Origin of the sequence: Pseudoxanthomonas winnipegensis, from assembly GCF_004283755.1 — a bacterium.
GTDB lineage: Bacteria > Pseudomonadota > Gammaproteobacteria > Xanthomonadales > Xanthomonadaceae > Pseudoxanthomonas_A > Pseudoxanthomonas_A winnipegensis.
In genome coordinates this window covers 282,863-297,762 of the sequence record NZ_SHMH01000007.1, presented here as the reverse complement: position 1 = coordinate 297,762, position 14,900 = coordinate 282,863, and the positions used below count along the sequence as shown (strand labels likewise).

The window sequence follows — 14,900 nt, the reverse complement described above, 5'->3', positions numbered from 1 at the left end:
GCTCGATCACCTGCTTCACCGCTTCGGCCTGGAACTCATCCGTGTACTGCTTGCTGTTGCCCATAAACACCTCGGTCATTGCCATCAATTATGGCAACCGGATGTCTACGAAAGGCTGGCCGGTCCACAGTGAAGTAACGAATCAGCGTTATTTGATTGGTTGGCTTGATGAGCTGAGTTGCCAGGGCGTGCAGATCAACCCAACGATATGGCGTCCCTTTCAGGGCCCTATAGTAGAAGTTGAACCCATCCACGTAGATCGCAGTGCGCATTCCATGCCCTGGAAAAAGCCAAGGCCCCGTGAGGGGCCTTGTACCCGTCCACCAGAAGTGAGACGGGGGAGTTAGCAGTTTGGTTGTATGCCAGGCTGGGCTATGGCCGCCCTACATGTCACCAGCACACCAACCGTTTCTTTGGCCAATTGTACGTGTGCTTTGGTTGCGCGCAATAGCTTTGCTATTGGAAGTGCAAAAAAGTTCACAAATTTCGTCAACCCACCCCACGCTGCTGCCAGTAGCCCTCAAACCATCAATTAGCCTATCGCCCTGCCGGGGTCGATTGGTTGTGGATAAGTCTAGCCAGGGGCGATACGGGCTATCACCGGCCAGAACGGAATCCTGGCCGACCGGAGTCCATAGCCATGGTCTTGTTCGACACCCACCCTGAGGCCGCTTTAACGGCCGGCTGACTGCCATCCAGCGCTGCCCGCAGGACAACTGCGCGGCCGTGCAAGTCGATGTAGTGGCGGATGCCGTTCTTCACCAGAAACTGGATCTGGCGCGCGCGGATCGGCGTGCCGGTCAGTTCCTGGATTTCAGATCGCGACAGGCAAAGTCCGCTCACGGTCCTGGCTTCTTCAGTTCTGCAATCTCGGCGCGCAGCCGCTCGATCTCGTCTCGTGCATCTAGCATCACTTTGCCCGCCTCAGGGTAGCCCATGTCGTAGAGCCAAAGACCTTCAGTCTCCAGCTCCTCCATGATGTCCTTGTCGCTCACCTTCGTGCCCCCTGCCGGCCATCTCGTCTGGTGCGATCACCCATCCGTAGGCTGGCGTCATGGCCTCCCCCGACGAAAAAGATAGCACCCAGCCCCTCGGGCCTGATCCCTTCGGACACTTGGCGTGGAGAGACACACGCACGGCGGAAGAGCGGCAGGCTGCTGAGTCGAAGGAGTGGGCCAGGCGCAAGGGCCGCGGCCGCAAGGACTGGTGGAAGAAGCACCTGCCAGATCCAGCGAAATAGCGGGAGTGAGCAGTCGGATCTTCCGCGCGTTTTCCGTACCTACGTCCGTACAACGACAAAGGCCACCCTACGGATGGCCTAAGTAATTGAATCGCCACAACTTTCGCCACCTAGATGGTGGCCGGGGAGGGAATCGAACCCCCGACACAGGGATTTTCAATCCCTTGCTCTACCAACTGAGCTACCCGGCCAGTGCTGCACTTGCGGCCGAGCCGAAGCGAGGCGCGCATGATACGGATGGATTCCCGATCCGGCAAGACGCCTGATCACTGAACGTGTCGCCGCGCGACCGTGCCGACCCGGCGGGGCCGGGTGCATCATCGCTGTCCCCGACACGGTTCGCCACCGGAGACGCCGCATGCAACGTCCGCGATTCGCCCGCCTGCTCGCCGCCGGCCTGCTGGCCGCCCTCGGCGCGGGCTGCGCCACCACCGGGCTGACCGATGCGCAGGAACTGGCGCTGTACCAGGCCCACGCCGGCGAGCCGGTCAAGAGCTTCACCGTCTTCGGCCAGCTCAACGGCTGGTCGCCGCTGGGCGATGCAGCGCTGGCGGTGTGGGCCCGGCCCAGCGAGGCCTACCTGCTGGAGCTGAGCGGGCGTTGCATCGATCTGGATTCGGCGCCGGCCATCACCGTGACCAACCAGGGTGGCCGGGTCTACGCGAAGTTTGACGACGTGCTGGTGCTGGGCGGGCTGCAGAACAGCTTCCGCATGCCGTGCCGGATCGCCGAGATCCGGCCGCTGGACGTCAAGGCCCTGCGGCAGGCGCAGAAACAGCTGCGCCAGGCCAACGCGGCCGAACGCCAGGCCGGCGCGCCGCCGGCGGGTAACCAATGACCGGCGGCCATCACGGCGCGCTTGCGCGCTCGGCGCTCTGATCGACCCCTGGCATCCGCCACGCAAGAAGGAGATCCGCCATGAGCCGATGGACATCCCTGCCGATGCTGGCGCTGGCGGCCGCGCTGCTGGTGGCCGGCTGCGCCACCACCGGGCTGAGCGACAGCCAGCGCCTGGCGCTGTACCGCGCTCACGCCGGCGCGCCGCAGAAGGATCTAAGCAATGCGGACCGCCTGATCGGCTGGACCGCGCTGGGGGATGAGGCCGTGGCGGTCTGGACCCGCCCCAACGAGGCCTATCTGCTGGATCTGGGCAACAGCTGCAACGGGCTGAACAACGCGACCACGATCCTGATCACCAACCTGCTCGGGCAGGTGTCGGTGGGCATGGATCGGGTGACGGTCATCGACCGCCCGGGCGGCTTCCACGTCAGCTGCCGGATCCAGAGCATCCGCAGGCTCGACACACAGGCCATCCGCGCCTCGGAACAGGCGCTGCGCGAGGCGAGGCTGGCCGAACGCGAGGCCGCCGACGCCGGCAGCTGAGGCTCAGGCCTGCGGGTCGGGCGCGACGTAGCCGGCGGGCTTTTCCGCGTCGCCGCCGAACAGGAACTTGCGCAGCTCGGCTTCGAGAAAGGCGCGGTCCTTCGGCGTGCGCGGCGAGAGGCGGTTCTCGTTGATCAGCATGGTCTGGTGCGCCAGCCACGCGGCCCAGCCGGCCTTGCCGATATGGGCGAACACCTGCTGTCCCAGCTCGCCCGGATAGGGGACGAAGTCCAGGCCTTCGGCGTCTTTCTTCTCGTACTGGCAGAACACGGTGCGGGGCATGTCAGGCATCCAGGAGTTTGCGGATGGGCGCAGGCAGGCCCAGCGTGGTCAGTTCGGCCGGGGCGACCCAGCGCAGGTCCGCATTGTCGCCCACCGCATCGCGCGGCGACAGGCGCGCCCAGCGCAGCGGCTGCATGTGCAGGCGGTAATGGGTGAAGGTGTGCGGGGTGTCGGGCAGTTCGTCGGCGGCGTCGAAGTCGCCGGCCAGGTGCGCGTCGAACCAGGCGCGCGCGGCGGTGGTGTCGTCGGCCTGCGGCAGCGACCACAGGCCGGACCAGATGCCCACCGGCGGCCTGCGCTGCAGCAGCACGCGGCCCTGCGCGTCGAAGGCCATCAGCATCACCGCGCTGCGCTCGGGCAGCGGCTTGCCGGGCTTGGGCGTGGGCAGGGCCTCGGTGAGGCCGTCGCGGAAGGCGACGCACTGCGGCGAGACCGGGCACAGCAGGCAGGCCGGATTGGCGCGCGTGCACAGCGTGGCGCCGAAGTCCATCTGCGCCTGGGTGTAATCGGCCAGCCGACCCTGCGGCACGTGCTGGACGTGTTCGACCGCCAGCGCCCACAACTGCTTCTCGATGGCCGGCAGGCCCGGCCAGCCGGCGATGCCGTGCACGCGCGACAGCACGCGCTTGACGTTGCCGTCCATGATGGCGAAGCGGTCGTTCCAGGCCTGGCTGAGGATGGCGCCGGCGGTGCTGCGGCCGATGCCGGGCAGGGCGTGCAAGGCCTCGAAGTCGCGCGGCAGCTCGCCACCGTGCAGTTCGACACAGCGCTTGGCGGCGGCATGCAGGTTGCGGGCGCGGGCGTAGTAGCCAAGTCCCGCCCACTGCGCCATCACCTCGTCCGAGCTTGCTGCGGCCAGGTCCGGCAGCGTGGGAAACGCCTGCAGGAAGCGCTCGAAGTACGGAATGACCACGCGCACCTGGGTCTGCTGCAGCATGATCTCCGACAGCCACACGCGGTACGGCGTGCGCGGATGCTGCCAGGGCAGATCGTGGCGGCCGTGCTGGTCGAACCAGGTCAGGAGCGGGGCGGCGAAGGTGTCGATGGGCTGGCTCATGCTGGCGCTCAGCGGCGGTTTGTAGAGCCGAGCTTGCTCGGCTGGGGTTCTACCCGACGGCCCCAGCCGAGCGAGCTCGGCTCTACAAGTGCACTGCGATTAGGCGGCGCTGCCCAGGGCTTCAGGCAGCAGGGCGTCGACGAAGGCCTCGGCGTCGAAGACGCGCAGGTCCTCCGGGCGTTCGCCGATGCCGGCGTAGCGGATCGGGATGTTGAACTCGCGGGCGAGGGCGAACACCACGCCGCCCTTGGCGGTGCCGTCGAGCTTGGTCACCACCAGGCCGGTCACGCCCACGGCCGCATGGAACTGGCGCAGCTGCGAGAGCGCGTTCTGGCCGGTGGTGCCGTCGATCACCATCAGCACCTCGTGCGGCGCGCTGGCATCGACCTTGCCGAGCACGCGCCGGATCTTGCCCAGCTCGTTCATCAGGCCGGTCTGGGTGTGCAGGCGGCCGGCGGTGTCGGCGATCAGCACCTGGGTGCCGCGCGCCTTGCCGGCCTGCAGCGCGTCGAAGGCGACCGAGGCCGCATCCGCGTTCTGGCCCTGTGCCACAACCGTCACGCCGTTGCGTTCGCCCCAGGCCTGCAGCTGGGCCACGGCGGCGGCGCGGAAAGTGTCGCCGGCGGCCAGCATCAGGCTGAATCCGTCGTCCTTGAAGCGCTTGGCCAGCTTGCCGATGGTGGTGGTCTTGCCGACGCCGTTGACGCCCACGGTCAGCACCACGAACGGCTTGGCGTCGCGGTCGATCGCCAGCGGCACGGCGACCGGCCGGAGGATGGCGATCAGCTCGGCGCGCAGGGCGGCCAGCAGCGCGTTGGCATCGGCGAACTCGCGCGCCTTCATGCGCTTGCGCAGGGATTCGACCAGGGCGGTGGTGGCGGTCACGCCGACGTCGGCGGTGATCAGCGCGGTCTCGATCTCGTCGAGCAGATCGTCGTCGAGCTTGGGGTTGCGCGAGAACAGGCCGCCGAAGCTGCGCGCGAAGGCGCTGCCGCGCAGGCGTTCGCGCCAACCGGTCTTGCCGGGGGCGGCGGCGGGCTTGTCGATGGAGGTGGGGCGGGGCGCGGTGTCGGGCGCGGGAACCGGCGCTTCGACGGGCGGCGGCGCGATCGGTGCCGCAGGTGTGGGAGCCGGTGCGGGCGCGACCGCAGGCGGGGCGGCGACCACGACGGGCGCGTCGGCCACCGGTGCGGCGGGAACCGGCGTATCGATCAGCTGCCGCGGCGATGGGCCGGGCACGACGACGTCGGGCTGGGCCGGCGCGGCGGGTGCGAAGCGCTCGGGCTCGGGCGCGGTCGGTGCGGGCGCGGGCTCGGCGGCCTGCAGGGCGTCGGCGACTTCGCGCGCCTGTTCGAGCGCGGCGGCCGCGTCGGCGGCATCGGAGGTGACCGGACGCGCCTCGGGGAAGGCGGCGGCCAGCTCTTCCACGCTGTAGCGACGGGTGCTGCCGTCCTGGGCGGACGCTGCGTCCTGCGGCTTCTTGCGGCGGAAGAAACTGACCATGTGCAGCCTTGGTAATGCGAAAAATGAGGGCGCAGATGCTAACACCGGGGTCTGGAAGGCCTGGTGTGCGGGGGTGCGACGGGGTGTGGTGAGGGTGGGGGCTGCCGCGCGCTGGTCGTGCCCTCACCCCAACCCCTCTCCCGGGGGGGAGAGGGGCTTGGGCGCATCGGGGCTTGGGGCTTCTGCGGATCAGCGGGACAGGTCGAGCAGGAGCTTGTTGAGGCGGCGCACGTAGCCGGCCGGGTCCTTGAGGCTGTCGCCCGCGGCCAGCGCGGCCTGGTCGAACAGCACGCGGGTCAGGTCGCCGAAGCGTTCCTCGTCGCTTTCCGCATCCAGGCGCTCGATCAGGGGATGGGCCGGGTTGAACTCGAACACCGGCTTGCCCTCGGGCACCTTCTGCCCGCTGGCTTCCAGGATCTGGCGCATCTGCAGGCCCAGGTCGCCCTCGCCGATGGCCAGGATCGCCGGCGAATCGGTCAGGCGATGCGACACGCGCACCTCGGACACGTCCTCGCCCAGCGCCTGCTTCAGGCGTGCGACCAGCTGCTCCTTGTCCTTGGCGATCTGCTCCTGCGCCTTCTTGTCCTCCTCGGACTCCAGCGCGCCCAGGTCCAGGTCGCCGCGGGCGACATCGACGAAGGACTTGCCGTCGAACTCGGTCAGATAGCTCATCAGCCACTCGTCGATGCGGTCGGTCAGCAGCAGCACCTCGATGCCCTTCTTGCGGAACACCTCCAGGTGCGGGCTGTCCTTGACCGCGGCGAAGCTCTCGCCGGTCAGGTAGTACAGCTTGTCCTGGCCTTCGACCATGCGCGCCACGTAGTCGGCCAGCGCCACGTCCTGGGCGTCGGTGCCGGACTTGGTCGAGGCGAAGCGCAGCAGGCCGGCGATCTTCTCGCGGTTGGCGTAGTCCTCCGAGGGGCCCTCCTTGAGGACCTGGCCGAACTCCTTCCAGAACCTGGCGTAGTCCTCGGGCTTGTCCTTGGCCAGCTTCTCCAGCATGTCCAGCGCGCGCTTGGTCAGGGCCGACTTCATCGAGTCGATCACCGGGCCCTTCTGCAGGATCTCGCGCGAGACGTTGAGCGGCAGGTCGGAGGAATCCACCACGCCCTTGATGAAGCGCAGATACAGCGGCAGGAACTGGTCGGCCTGGTCCATGATGTAGACGCGCTGCACGTACAGCTTCAGGCCCTTGGCCGCGTCGCGGTGGTACAGGTCGTACGGCGCGCGCGAGGGCGTGTACAGCAGCGAGGTGTACTCGAGCTTGCCCTCGACCTTGTTGTGGCTCCAGGCCAGCGCGTCGGCGTGGTCGTGGGCGATGTGCTTGTAGAACTCCTGGTACTCGGCGTCGGTCACCTCCGACTTGGGCCGGGTCCACAGCGCGCTGGCGCGGTTGACCGCCTCCCACTCGGGCGCGGCCGGGGCCTCGCCTTCGGCCGGGGCAGGCTGCTCCTTGAGCAGTTCGACCGGCAGGGCGATGTGGTCGGAGTACTTCTTGACGATGCCGCGCAGGCGCCAGCCGTCGGCGAAGCCTTCCTCGCCTTCCTTCAGGTGCAGCACGATGGTGGTGCCGCGCTGCGGCTTGTCGATGGTGGCGACCTCGAAGTCGCCCTCGCCCCTGGACGACCAGTGCACGCCCTCGCTGGCCGGCAGGCCGGCGCGGCGGCTGTAGACGTCGACCTGGTCGGCCACGATGAAGGCCGAATAGAAGCCCACGCCGAACTGGCCGATCAGGTTGGCGTCCTTCTTCTGGTCGCCGGAGAGGTTCTTGAGGAAGTCGGCCGTGCCGGACTTGGCGATGGTGCCCAGATGCGCGATGGCCTCCTCGCGGCTCATGCCGATGCCGTTGTCCTCGATGGTGACCGTGCGCGCGTCCTTGTCGAAGGAGATGCGGATGCGCAGGTCGCTGCCGTCGCCTTCCAGCAGGGAGGCATCGGTCAGCGCCTCGAAGCGCAGCTTGTCGGCCGCGTCGGCGGCGTTGGAGACCAGCTCGCGCAGGAAGATCTCCTTGTTGGAGTACAGCGAGTGGATCATCAGCTGCAGCAGCTGCTTGACCTCGGTCTGGAAGCCGCGGGTTTCCTTGTGGGTCTCCGGATGGGTGTCGGTGGTCATGGGTCGTCTTGCTCCGTGGTGGGACCGGCCTGATCGGCCGCCGATGGCTTCTTCGGGTGTGGGCGCGAGGGCGGATTTCAAGATGGGCAGGCGATTGACGGCCCGGCTTTTGTGGGAGCCGCCCTTGTGGCCTTTTTGGCCAATGGCGGCGATGGGCTTCACCGGTAAAGCCCCATCGCCGCCATGGCGGCTCCCACCAGGAGCAAGGCCAGTGGGCGAAATTGCACTCCGGCCCCGGTTTTCCCCATCATCGCCAGCCCCGTCGTCCGCGCCGTGCCATGTCCCGACCGCCCCCTCCCTCGTCCCGCAACGCCGGCGCCGGCCAGGTGCGCATCGTCGGCGGGCGCTGGCGCAACACGCGCCTGGCGGTGCCGGACGTGGCCGGCCTGCGGCCCAGCAGCGACCGGGTGCGCGAGACCCTGTTCAACTGGCTGACCGGCCAGCTGGCCGGGGCGCGGGTGCTGGACCTGTTCGCCGGCACCGGGGCGCTGGGGCTGGAGGCGCTCTCGCGTGGGGCGGCCGGCGCGGTGCTGGTCGAACGCGACCCGGCCGCGGCTCGCCAGCTGGCGCAGACGGTGACAAGACTGCAAGCCGACGACATCGCCCAGGTGGTGCAGGGCGACGCGCTGGCCTGGCTGGAGGGGCAGCCGGATGGGGGCTTCCAGATCGCCTTTCTCGACCCGCCATTCGCCGACGGGCTGCATGCGCGCGTGCTGGAACGCCTGCCGCGGCTGCTCGCGCCCGGCGCCTGGCTGTACCTGGAGGCGCCGCTCGAGCAGGCGCCGGCGCTACCGTCCGGCTTCGTCCTGCATCGCGAGGGCCAGACCCGCCAGGTGCGCTATGCGCTGGCGCGTGCGCCGGGCTGAAAGGAGCGCTGCTACACTCGGCCCGCGAATTTCCACGGGTTTTGCAGCATGAGCGTGTCGCCCATCCGGACGGCGGTCTATCCGGGCACCTTCGATCCGATCACCAACGGTCACCTGGACCTGATCGACCGGGCCGCGCCGTTGTTCGAGCGCCTGGTCATCGGCGTGGCCGCCAGCCAGAAGAAGGGGCCGGCGCTGCCGCTGGAGCAGCGCGTGGAACTGGCGCGCGCCGCCACGGCCCATCACCGGCACGTGGAGGTGATCGGCTTCGACAGCCTGCTGGCCGATTTCGTCGCCCAGGTCGGCGGCCGGGTGCTGCTGCGCGGGCTGCGCGCGGTGTCCGACTTCGAGTACGAATTCCAGATGGCCAGCATGAACCGGCATCTGATTCCCGACGTGGAAACGCTGTTCATGACCCCGGCCGAGCAATACGGCTTCATTTCCTCGACCCTGGTGCGCGAAGTGGCGCGCCTGGGCGGCGACGTGTCCGGCTTCGTGCCGGCCTCGGTCGCCAAGGCGCTGCAGGACGTGCGCCGCGCTTCGCTTTCCCCCGCCCCTTGAACCGAACGATCCAACCGGAGGCTGCACCATGAAGTCCACCAACCGCCTGCTCCTGGCCGCCTGCCTGGGCATGAGCCTGACCCTGGCCGCGTGCAAGAAGGAAGACGCGCCCGCGCAGCCGGCCGAGGCCGCCGCGATGACCGCGCCGACCACCAGCGACGATGCCGCGTGGAAGAAGTACCTGCAGGACGTCGTGCCGCGCAACATGGGCAACATCTCCAACCCGCCGATCATGTACTACCTGCCGGCCGAGACCGACCCGGACTTCCAGGGCAAGTACGACCGCCTGGCCGAGCAGGTCAGTAATGCCGCGCAGCGCGGCGTGACCTCCGGCAACATGGTGGCCTTCGGTTCGCCGGTCAGCGCCAAGATGGCCGACCTGATCGTGGCCTCCTTCGGCAAGGCCGCGGCCGGCTCGTTCAAGGGCGCGCGCGTGCTGTTCGTCGGCGCCGCGGCCGACAACGACCGCGTCAAGGCGGCGGTTGCGCCGTCCGGCGCGGACTACGTGTTCGTCGAAGCCAAGTGATCCGACGACGCGGCCGTGCCTGGCACGGCCGCGTTTTTCGGTAGCGGAGGAGGCCATGCCTCCTCTTTTGCTTTTGGCGGGGCATGGGTGCCGTCGTTGGCGCCAAAGCGTGGCTCCAGCGTTGCCTTTGCGGTTGTTCTGCGTGCTTGCGTTCGAGCGGGCCGCGATCTGAGCCACCCCCCTCCCGGCCTCCCCCTGCTGCGCAAGGGGAGGGGCGGAGCCTTGTGAGCTGAGGGTTGAAGGGGCGGGCTGGCGGAGCGTGGCGGGCCGGCGTGCAAGTCCGTCACGACGGTGGGAACATCCGTGCCGTCGAAAGGGGATTTGCCGGGCATGCCGCGGTGGGCGCCGCAGTTGACCAGGTTGTCGAAACGATCGTTGCAGACATCCGTGGTGTACCCGCAGCCCGGATGGAAGGTTGCGGCCTGGCCGGTGGCCATGCCCAGCGTGCCGCCGTAAACCGATGCGACGCCGGTCGTAGCGTCGAAAGCGTCCAGGCCGCGACTCTCCTGGATGCCGTCCGCACTCATCCAGCGGACCATGCCGCCGACGTAGTAGTCGACTTCCGGCGCACCGGCCAGGGCGGCGGAGGTGACTCGCTGGCCGTCCAGCACGGTGAGCTGGCCAGCGACTTTGAAGTCATCGGGGTTGACGCCGCACTGGTCATCGAACACCGCATAGGGACAGCCACGAGACCAGCACAGGCGCAGGCCAGGACGATCGAAGGTCGCCTGCATCGACTGGCACGCAATCTCACGCTGACCGCTCTTGCTCAGGCGCATGCCCACGATGTAGCCGATCCACTGCACCGGCGCCTCGGTCTCCCCGAAGTGACAGGCGCGCAGGACCGTCCGCGTGCGCGTGGTGGGCTTGGTGCCGACGTAGTGCTTGATGATCTCCAGATCCGGAGGGACGGTGAGCTTGACCGTGTCACGCTCCACTTCGCCTGTCTGGCTGATCGAGTCGCCGGTCAGGCCGGGCACGTCCTTGTAGACGATGCCGCCCAGGTCGTAGTCACGCCCCGCGTTCGTATAGCGCCACACCAGCGGCCCGCGGCCGAATTCGATCAGCAGCACCGGCGCGCCGCTTGCGATGCTGCGCTCGCGCTCGTCGAAACTCATGCCGGCAGCTCCAGATCGTCGCGCACCGCCCGCAGCATCAGGCTGGCGCGGGCGACACCATCCACGTCCGTGGTGTGGTCGACCTCGATGTCGTCGGTGGCACTGCGCACCAGCTGCAGCCAGCTGATCCGGAGCACGTTGGCCGTGGTCAGCTCGAGGCCGACCGCGCTGTCGAGCGACAGGCGCTCGGTCGCGCGATCGACGCCCGTCGCGCCCAGGATGCGGCGATAGATCCGTGTGCCGTCGCGCAGCTCGATGCGGATGTGGCGCCGGCCTGTCTTACCGCCAACGCCGAAGCGGCTGTAGCCCACCGTGGCCACGTCCAGGGCCGAGGAGGTCGCCGCGGTGGTGGCGACGATGCGCAGGTCATCGGCGAACGTGGGCAGCCAGAGCGTCTTCTGCTGGCCGGCCAGGTAGTAGGCCAGGCCGCGCCAGCTACCGCGCTCGGCGCGGCCCGCGAGGAACCAGGCGTGCTGCTGCAGGGCGATGCCCGTGCCGACCAGGTCGGTGTTCACCGGGTTATTGATGCCGTTGTCCAGCGTCGACAGCAGCCGCTCGTACTGCGCTGACAGGTCCTCGGACCACTCCGGTCGCTCCTCGAGGACGGGCGCACCGCGGTAAGTGGCTGGCGGCGGCGCGGCTGGCCAGTCGCACGGCTCCATCGAGCGGAAGTTGACGTCGGCGCTGACCAGGTCGTCGGTCTTGCGGGTCAGCTGCGGCTGCTCGGTCAGCATGGCCAGCCGGACCGGATACACGCGGCAGCCCGGGTCCCAGTCGAGCTGGACCGGCCGGACCAGATCCAGGCCGTCAGCGCGCACGGCCTGGATCTCCGCGACTTCGAGATCCTGGGCGGTCTCGCCGCGGATCATGACCAGGCCGCCGGCGCGGTAATCCAGGTGGGTGGTGTCCAGGGCGATCGCCTGGGCGCCGGCCTCGACTCCGCCGGCAAGCCACGTCACGTCGGTCCAGATCGGCAGCGCCCACGTGCGTGCGCCCCAGCCGTAGAGCGCCAGGTCCATGCTGACGCGGTCATCGCCGTCGACCAGCACGGTGGCCGACCAGGTGCGCACGGGCCAATGCCGCAGCTTCCGGCGCTGCTCGGCGCCCGAGGGGCTGGCCAGCACGTCCGTGAGCCAGGACAGGCGCTCCTTGATGCCGTCCGCCCAGTCCGGCGTCCAGCCCCAGGCCGTCACGCGGCTGCCTGTCACGTGCAGCTTGAGAGCAGGTTCGCTGGTGACGGTCCACGTCAGGGTGGCATCAATGACGGGCGGGCCGTCGACCGACACCGCGAGCGACCACGCCTGCGCCTCGAGCGTGGCCAGCGTCAGCGGCAGCGGCGCCGGCGCGCTCAGCGTCATGCCCTCGCCGCCGGCGACGTCCACGGCAGTGAAGACGACGCTGCGATCCAGGTATCCATTCCACACGCGCACCGACTGCAGTTGGCTGCTGACCAGGTTGCCCAAGGCGAGTGTGGTGATCGACAGGTGGACGCGCTGATACCAGCTCAGCATCCCGAAGTTATCGCCATACGCGCCCGTGGCAGTCAGGTCGGGCTCGTCGAGCGCCGGCCGCGCGCCGCGCGCACCTGCAGCGCCCACACTCAGATCCGCACCGACAGGCGCCGGCCACAGCGGCCGGCGCTGGCCGAGCGCGGGATTGATGTAGGTGCCGATAGCAGCGATGGGGCCGGGCGCGATCATCAGTCGATCTTCCGGATCGCATAGCCGTAGTAGGCCGAGCTGGGCACCGCGCTGCCGTAGACATCGTGCGTGTCGGTGCGCTGGATCGCGGGGAACACCTGCCAGTCCTCGCCGCCGATCGTAATGATCTCCTTCGGCGCATTCAGGCGCAGGTCCACCTGGCGCAGGTGCGGGGCGTAGCCGATCGGGCTGCGCATGTTGCTGGGCCGGTCACCGAAGACGTACAGCGGGAACAGCGGCACCAGCTTGTTGTAGCGCTGGTAGCCGATGCGGCCGAGCGGCAGATTCAAGCCGCCGCGCATCGAGCCCGTCGCCCGCGTGCCGTCCCAGTTGCGGCCGATCGGCATCCAGCGGTTGCTTGCGCCATCGGCATCAAAGCGAACATGCGAGGCCACCGCACTGCCAGCGGGATCATGCGCGCCGTCCAGCAAGTACTCGTGGTACGAGTTCTCCGGAAAGTTCGTTGCCCAATCGGCAACGAACCAGTTCGTTGCAGTGGCGTACTCCCCGCCGGCGGTGCTATCGAACTTCACCAGGCGTCCGAGCGAGAACGACCGGAACACCCCGGCTTCCGACTCGATGACCACGTGCAGGTACGGGGCGCCCGCCTCAGCGCCGCCGAAGAAGGTGTAGCCGGTGTACGGGCCTGCGATGTAGTTGCAGACCGCCGGTGTATCGACCACGTTCGGCTGGGCGTCCGCAGCCGCGCCGCTGCTCAAGCCAACGCAGCCGCGCAGCTCGATGGTGTCCGCCGTGGGCTGCAGCGCGAAGGTCGCACCATCCGGCGCGGTGAAGCCGATTGCACCGTCGGCCAGCGCCGTGGTGGTCCAACCGTTCGCGCCAGCGAAGCCGGCCAGCGAAGAGACCAACGCGGTTGGCGTGTTAGCGGTGCCAGTCTGGTAAGCCATCAGGTCAACTCCAGCAGCCAGTAGCCCCAGCGATCGCTGCGGAAAATGTTGGGCACGACCAGATGCTGCACACCGTCGATCGTGATGATGGTCCCCGCGGCGTTCCCGAAGCCGGAGACGTAGCGGCAGCCCTGCAGATCCATGTAGATCTCCGGATTGGGCTGCAGGCCCATGACCGTCAGGGGGAAAGCGGTGTAGGTGCCATCCCCGTTGTCACGCAGGGAGCGCAGTAGCTCGGTGCTGCCTGTGGCCATGCCCGCATAGGGCCAGACGCACGCAGCGCCGTCCTCAGCCTCGCCGCTGCCCGAGTTGTAGAAGTTGCGCACCTGCTGCCACGCCCCGGACGGTGCCAGCACGTCACAGCCCGTCCCAGGATCTGCGAAGCTGCGGAAGCCGATATCGTTGCTCGACCAGCGATCGGTCTGGCCACCCGTGCAGCCACCTACGTAAATCGGCGCGGGGTAGTCCCCCGTCAGCGCATTGGGCAAGCCGTAGCCCAGGTAGAAGGGGATGTAGCGCGTGCTGACCTTCGCCACCACCACACAGCGCTGGCCGTTGGCCACGAACGTGTACGGAATGACGTCATTCCACAGGGGCACGTAGCGCTCGGGGGAGGTCCCGGGCTGGCCGGTGAACGCCAGCGCCGCGTTGTACGACATGGCGCCGATCACACCGAAGTTGTAGGCATCCAGGCTCGGGAAGGCGAGCGCGCGGGCGCCGACGTGGATCTGCTGGTTACCGTCCAGGCCTGGCGCGCGGAGGATCAGCTCGTTGTTGTCCCAGCGCAGCTGCTGCCACTGCCGACCCGCGTTGACAAGGTCGGCATCGGTGGTCAGGAAATTGCGCAGCTTGTCGAGCAAGTCGGTGTAGCTGCTCGCCGTGCCTTCGACGTAGGCCATCAGTTGATTCCCAGCAGTTGCTTGAGCGTCTCGGTGTTGCGCCCGGCATGGAACAGGAAGGACTCCTCGCCGACTTCGCTCTTGAGCGCAGCGGGGATGCGGTTGGGGTCGTCGACGACCACCAGGCGCAGGCGCTGGTTGAGGCTCGAGGAGCCAGCATCGCCACCGATCGGTTCAAATCGACGGGGGTGCTCCGTGGCTGACACCGCCAAGACCATCAGCGTCGCCGAGCTCAACCGCAGTGCGCAGGCTTCTATCGCGCAAGTCCTGGCCGGTGGCGCCGTCCTCACCGCATTCGAGCTGATCGAGCGCGTCATGGCGCTTGGATACCGCTACCGGCCCTACGTCGCGGGCATCGTCGCCAAGGCGCACATCAGCGGAATGATCGAGCGCGTCAGCATCGCCAAGCCCTACACCTACCGGCTGTCCTCGGGATGGCAAGGCGACCTGGACGCCTCTGTGGTCTCCAAGCGCACGGCCGCGCCGGCCGAGGCGCCCGTCCCCAAGCCGCACGCACCGGCCGACATGCGCGAACCGCTGGCGTACCGCGGCCCCGCATTCACCAGCGGCCCGCTAGCGCCCTCGGTGGGCGTGGTCTGCGCCGAGCGTGCCGAGTCGGCGGATGACGAGCTGTCCCCCTATGTGGGCGGTCGGATCGTCGATTCGCTGCACCGTCACTTCGACAAGTTCTTCGGAGTGGATTAGCGCGATGGGCGTCCACCGTACTCCCGCACAGCGCAACCCC

The 14,900-nt window shown here is 68.4% G+C and carries 17 protein-coding genes and 1 tRNA gene; 6 read left to right on the top strand and 12 right to left on the bottom strand.

What is annotated here, in order from left to right; genetic code table 11:
• Positions 1 to 597: 597 nt before the first annotated feature.
• The 3 genes from EAT51_RS15270 to EAT51_RS15265 all read right to left on the bottom strand — a co-directional run bounded on the left by EAT51_RS15270 (position 598) and on the right by EAT51_RS15265 (position 1,431).
• Entirely contained in the window at positions 598 to 843 is a 246-nt protein-coding gene (locus tag EAT51_RS15270; RefSeq protein WP_130521174.1) for a DUF4224 domain-containing protein, read from the bottom strand.
• The gene (locus EAT51_RS20330; RefSeq protein WP_165421999.1) at positions 840 to 995 is read right to left on the bottom strand and encodes a hypothetical protein; all 156 of its coding nucleotides are present in this window, start codon (positions 993 to 995) and stop codon (positions 840 to 842) included. Before EAT51_RS20330 ends, EAT51_RS15270 begins: the two co-directional genes overlap by 4 nt.
• Positions 996 to 1,355: 360 nt before the next feature.
• Positions 1,356 to 1,431, bottom strand: a tRNA-Phe gene (locus EAT51_RS15265).
• A gap of 167 nt (positions 1,432 to 1,598) precedes the next feature.
• Between EAT51_RS15265 and EAT51_RS15260 the strand changes: the two genes are divergently transcribed.
• Both EAT51_RS15260 and EAT51_RS15255 read left to right on the top strand, forming a co-directional pair.
• Complete coding sequence (locus tag EAT51_RS15260) at positions 1,599 to 2,078, top strand: DUF6491 family protein (RefSeq protein WP_130521172.1); 480 nt, start codon at positions 1,599 to 1,601, stop codon at positions 2,076 to 2,078.
• Between the two features lie 80 nt (positions 2,079 to 2,158).
• A complete protein-coding gene (locus EAT51_RS15255; protein WP_130521170.1) occupies positions 2,159 to 2,623 on the top strand; it encodes a DUF6491 family protein in 465 nt (154 codons plus the stop codon).
• Positions 2,624 to 2,626: 3 nt separating this feature from the next.
• Here EAT51_RS15255 and EAT51_RS15250 read toward each other — a convergent pair whose 3' ends face one another.
• From EAT51_RS15250 to htpG, 4 genes are all read right to left on the bottom strand, one after another.
• Positions 2,627 to 2,905, bottom strand: coding sequence for an oxidative damage protection protein (locus EAT51_RS15250; RefSeq protein WP_130521168.1), 279 nt, complete (start codon positions 2,903 to 2,905; stop codon positions 2,627 to 2,629).
• 1 nt (position 2,906) lies between these two features.
• Complete coding sequence (mutY, locus tag EAT51_RS15245) at positions 2,907 to 3,962, bottom strand: A/G-specific adenine glycosylase (protein WP_130521166.1); 1,056 nt, start codon at positions 3,960 to 3,962, stop codon at positions 2,907 to 2,909.
• Positions 3,963 to 4,061: 99 nt separating this feature from the next.
• Positions 4,062 to 5,465 (bottom strand): signal recognition particle-docking protein FtsY, encoded by a 1,404-nt coding sequence (gene ftsY / locus EAT51_RS15240; protein WP_130521164.1) that lies wholly within the window; start codon positions 5,463 to 5,465, stop codon positions 4,062 to 4,064.
• Positions 5,466 to 5,654: 189 nt separating this feature from the next.
• Positions 5,655 to 7,577 (bottom strand): molecular chaperone HtpG, encoded by a 1,923-nt coding sequence (gene htpG, locus EAT51_RS15235; RefSeq protein WP_130521162.1) that lies wholly within the window; start codon positions 7,575 to 7,577, stop codon positions 5,655 to 5,657.
• 278 nt (positions 7,578 to 7,855) lie between these two features.
• Between htpG and rsmD the strand changes: the two genes are divergently transcribed.
• Genes rsmD through EAT51_RS15220 form a run of 3 tightly spaced genes read left to right on the top strand, consistent with a single transcriptional unit; the run spans position 7,856 to position 9,530 of the window.
• Positions 7,856 to 8,443 carry a 16S rRNA (guanine(966)-N(2))-methyltransferase RsmD gene (gene rsmD, locus EAT51_RS15230; protein ID WP_130521161.1) on the top strand — a complete coding sequence of 196 codons (588 nt, stop codon included), beginning with the start codon at positions 7,856 to 7,858 and terminating at the stop codon, positions 8,441 to 8,443.
• 48 nt (positions 8,444 to 8,491) lie between these two features.
• Complete coding sequence (gene coaD, locus EAT51_RS15225; RefSeq protein ID WP_130521159.1) at positions 8,492 to 9,004, top strand: pantetheine-phosphate adenylyltransferase; 513 nt, start codon at positions 8,492 to 8,494, stop codon at positions 9,002 to 9,004.
• Between the two features lie 28 nt (positions 9,005 to 9,032).
• On the top strand, positions 9,033 to 9,530 hold the full coding sequence (locus EAT51_RS15220) for a hypothetical protein (RefSeq protein ID WP_130521157.1): 498 nt from the start codon (positions 9,033 to 9,035) through the stop codon (positions 9,528 to 9,530).
• On the opposite strand, the gene EAT51_RS15215 is transcribed toward EAT51_RS15220, so the two are convergent.
• From EAT51_RS15215 to EAT51_RS20815, 5 genes are read right to left on the bottom strand one after another with little or no spacing between them, the layout of a single operon-like run.
• Positions 9,506 to 10,648, bottom strand: a complete 1,143-nt coding sequence (locus EAT51_RS15215) for a phage BR0599 family protein (RefSeq protein ID WP_130521155.1) — start codon at positions 10,646 to 10,648, stop codon at positions 9,506 to 9,508. The two genes, EAT51_RS15220 and EAT51_RS15215, sit on opposite strands and share 25 nt — an antisense overlap.
• A complete protein-coding gene (locus tag EAT51_RS15210) occupies positions 10,645 to 12,348 on the bottom strand; it encodes a hypothetical protein (RefSeq protein WP_130561800.1) in 1,704 nt (567 codons plus the stop codon). The genes EAT51_RS15215 and EAT51_RS15210 overlap by 4 nt, the downstream gene beginning before the upstream one ends.
• Positions 12,348 to 13,256, bottom strand: a complete 909-nt coding sequence (locus EAT51_RS15205) for a hypothetical protein (protein ID WP_130561799.1) — start codon at positions 13,254 to 13,256, stop codon at positions 12,348 to 12,350. The genes EAT51_RS15210 and EAT51_RS15205 overlap by 1 nt, the downstream gene beginning before the upstream one ends.
• Entirely contained in the window at positions 13,256 to 14,155 is a 900-nt protein-coding gene (locus EAT51_RS15200) for a hypothetical protein (protein ID WP_130561798.1), read from the bottom strand. The genes EAT51_RS15205 and EAT51_RS15200 overlap by 1 nt, the downstream gene beginning before the upstream one ends.
• The gene (locus EAT51_RS20815) at positions 14,155 to 14,277 is read right to left on the bottom strand and encodes a hypothetical protein (protein WP_265937037.1); all 123 of its coding nucleotides are present in this window, start codon (positions 14,275 to 14,277) and stop codon (positions 14,155 to 14,157) included. Before EAT51_RS20815 ends, EAT51_RS15200 begins: the two co-directional genes overlap by 1 nt.
• A 73-nt stretch (positions 14,278 to 14,350) precedes the next feature.
• Here EAT51_RS20815 and EAT51_RS15190 point away from each other — a divergent pair, with 73 nt between their 5' ends.
• Entirely contained in the window at positions 14,351 to 14,860 is a 510-nt protein-coding gene (locus EAT51_RS15190) for a hypothetical protein (protein WP_130561796.1), read from the top strand.
• The last annotated feature ends 40 nt before the right edge of the window (positions 14,861 to 14,900 follow it).

Bases quoted from the DNA above. Each gene is read 5' to 3' on its own strand.
- EAT51_RS15260 (WP_130521172.1), top strand. From the start codon at position 1,599: ATGCAACGTCCGCGATTCGCCCGCCTGCTCGCCGCCGGCCTGCTGGCC.
- EAT51_RS15255 (WP_130521170.1), top strand. From the start codon at position 2,159: ATGAGCCGATGGACATCCCTGCCGATGCTGGCGCTGGCGGCCGCGCTG.
- EAT51_RS15250 (WP_130521168.1), bottom strand. From the start codon at position 2,905: ATGCCCCGCACCGTGTTCTGCCAGTACGAGAAGAAAGACGCCGAAGGC.
- mutY (WP_130521166.1), bottom strand. From the start codon at position 3,962: ATGAGCCAGCCCATCGACACCTTCGCCGCCCCGCTCCTGACCTGGTTC.
- ftsY (WP_130521164.1), bottom strand. From the start codon at position 5,465: ATGGTCAGTTTCTTCCGCCGCAAGAAGCCGCAGGACGCAGCGTCCGCC.
- htpG (WP_130521162.1), bottom strand. From the start codon at position 7,577: ATGACCACCGACACCCATCCGGAGACCCACAAGGAAACCCGCGGCTTC.
- rsmD (WP_130521161.1), top strand. From the start codon at position 7,856: ATGTCCCGACCGCCCCCTCCCTCGTCCCGCAACGCCGGCGCCGGCCAG.
- coaD (WP_130521159.1), top strand. From the start codon at position 8,492: ATGAGCGTGTCGCCCATCCGGACGGCGGTCTATCCGGGCACCTTCGAT.
- EAT51_RS15220 (WP_130521157.1), top strand. From the start codon at position 9,033: ATGAAGTCCACCAACCGCCTGCTCCTGGCCGCCTGCCTGGGCATGAGC.
- EAT51_RS15215 (WP_130521155.1), bottom strand. From the start codon at position 10,648: ATGAGTTTCGACGAGCGCGAGCGCAGCATCGCAAGCGGCGCGCCGGTG.
- EAT51_RS15210 (WP_130561800.1), bottom strand. From the start codon at position 12,348: ATGATCGCGCCCGGCCCCATCGCTGCTATCGGCACCTACATCAATCCC.
- EAT51_RS15205 (WP_130561799.1), bottom strand. From the start codon at position 13,256: ATGGCTTACCAGACTGGCACCGCTAACACGCCAACCGCGTTGGTCTCT.
- EAT51_RS15200 (WP_130561798.1), bottom strand. From the start codon at position 14,155: ATGGCCTACGTCGAAGGCACGGCGAGCAGCTACACCGACTTGCTCGAC.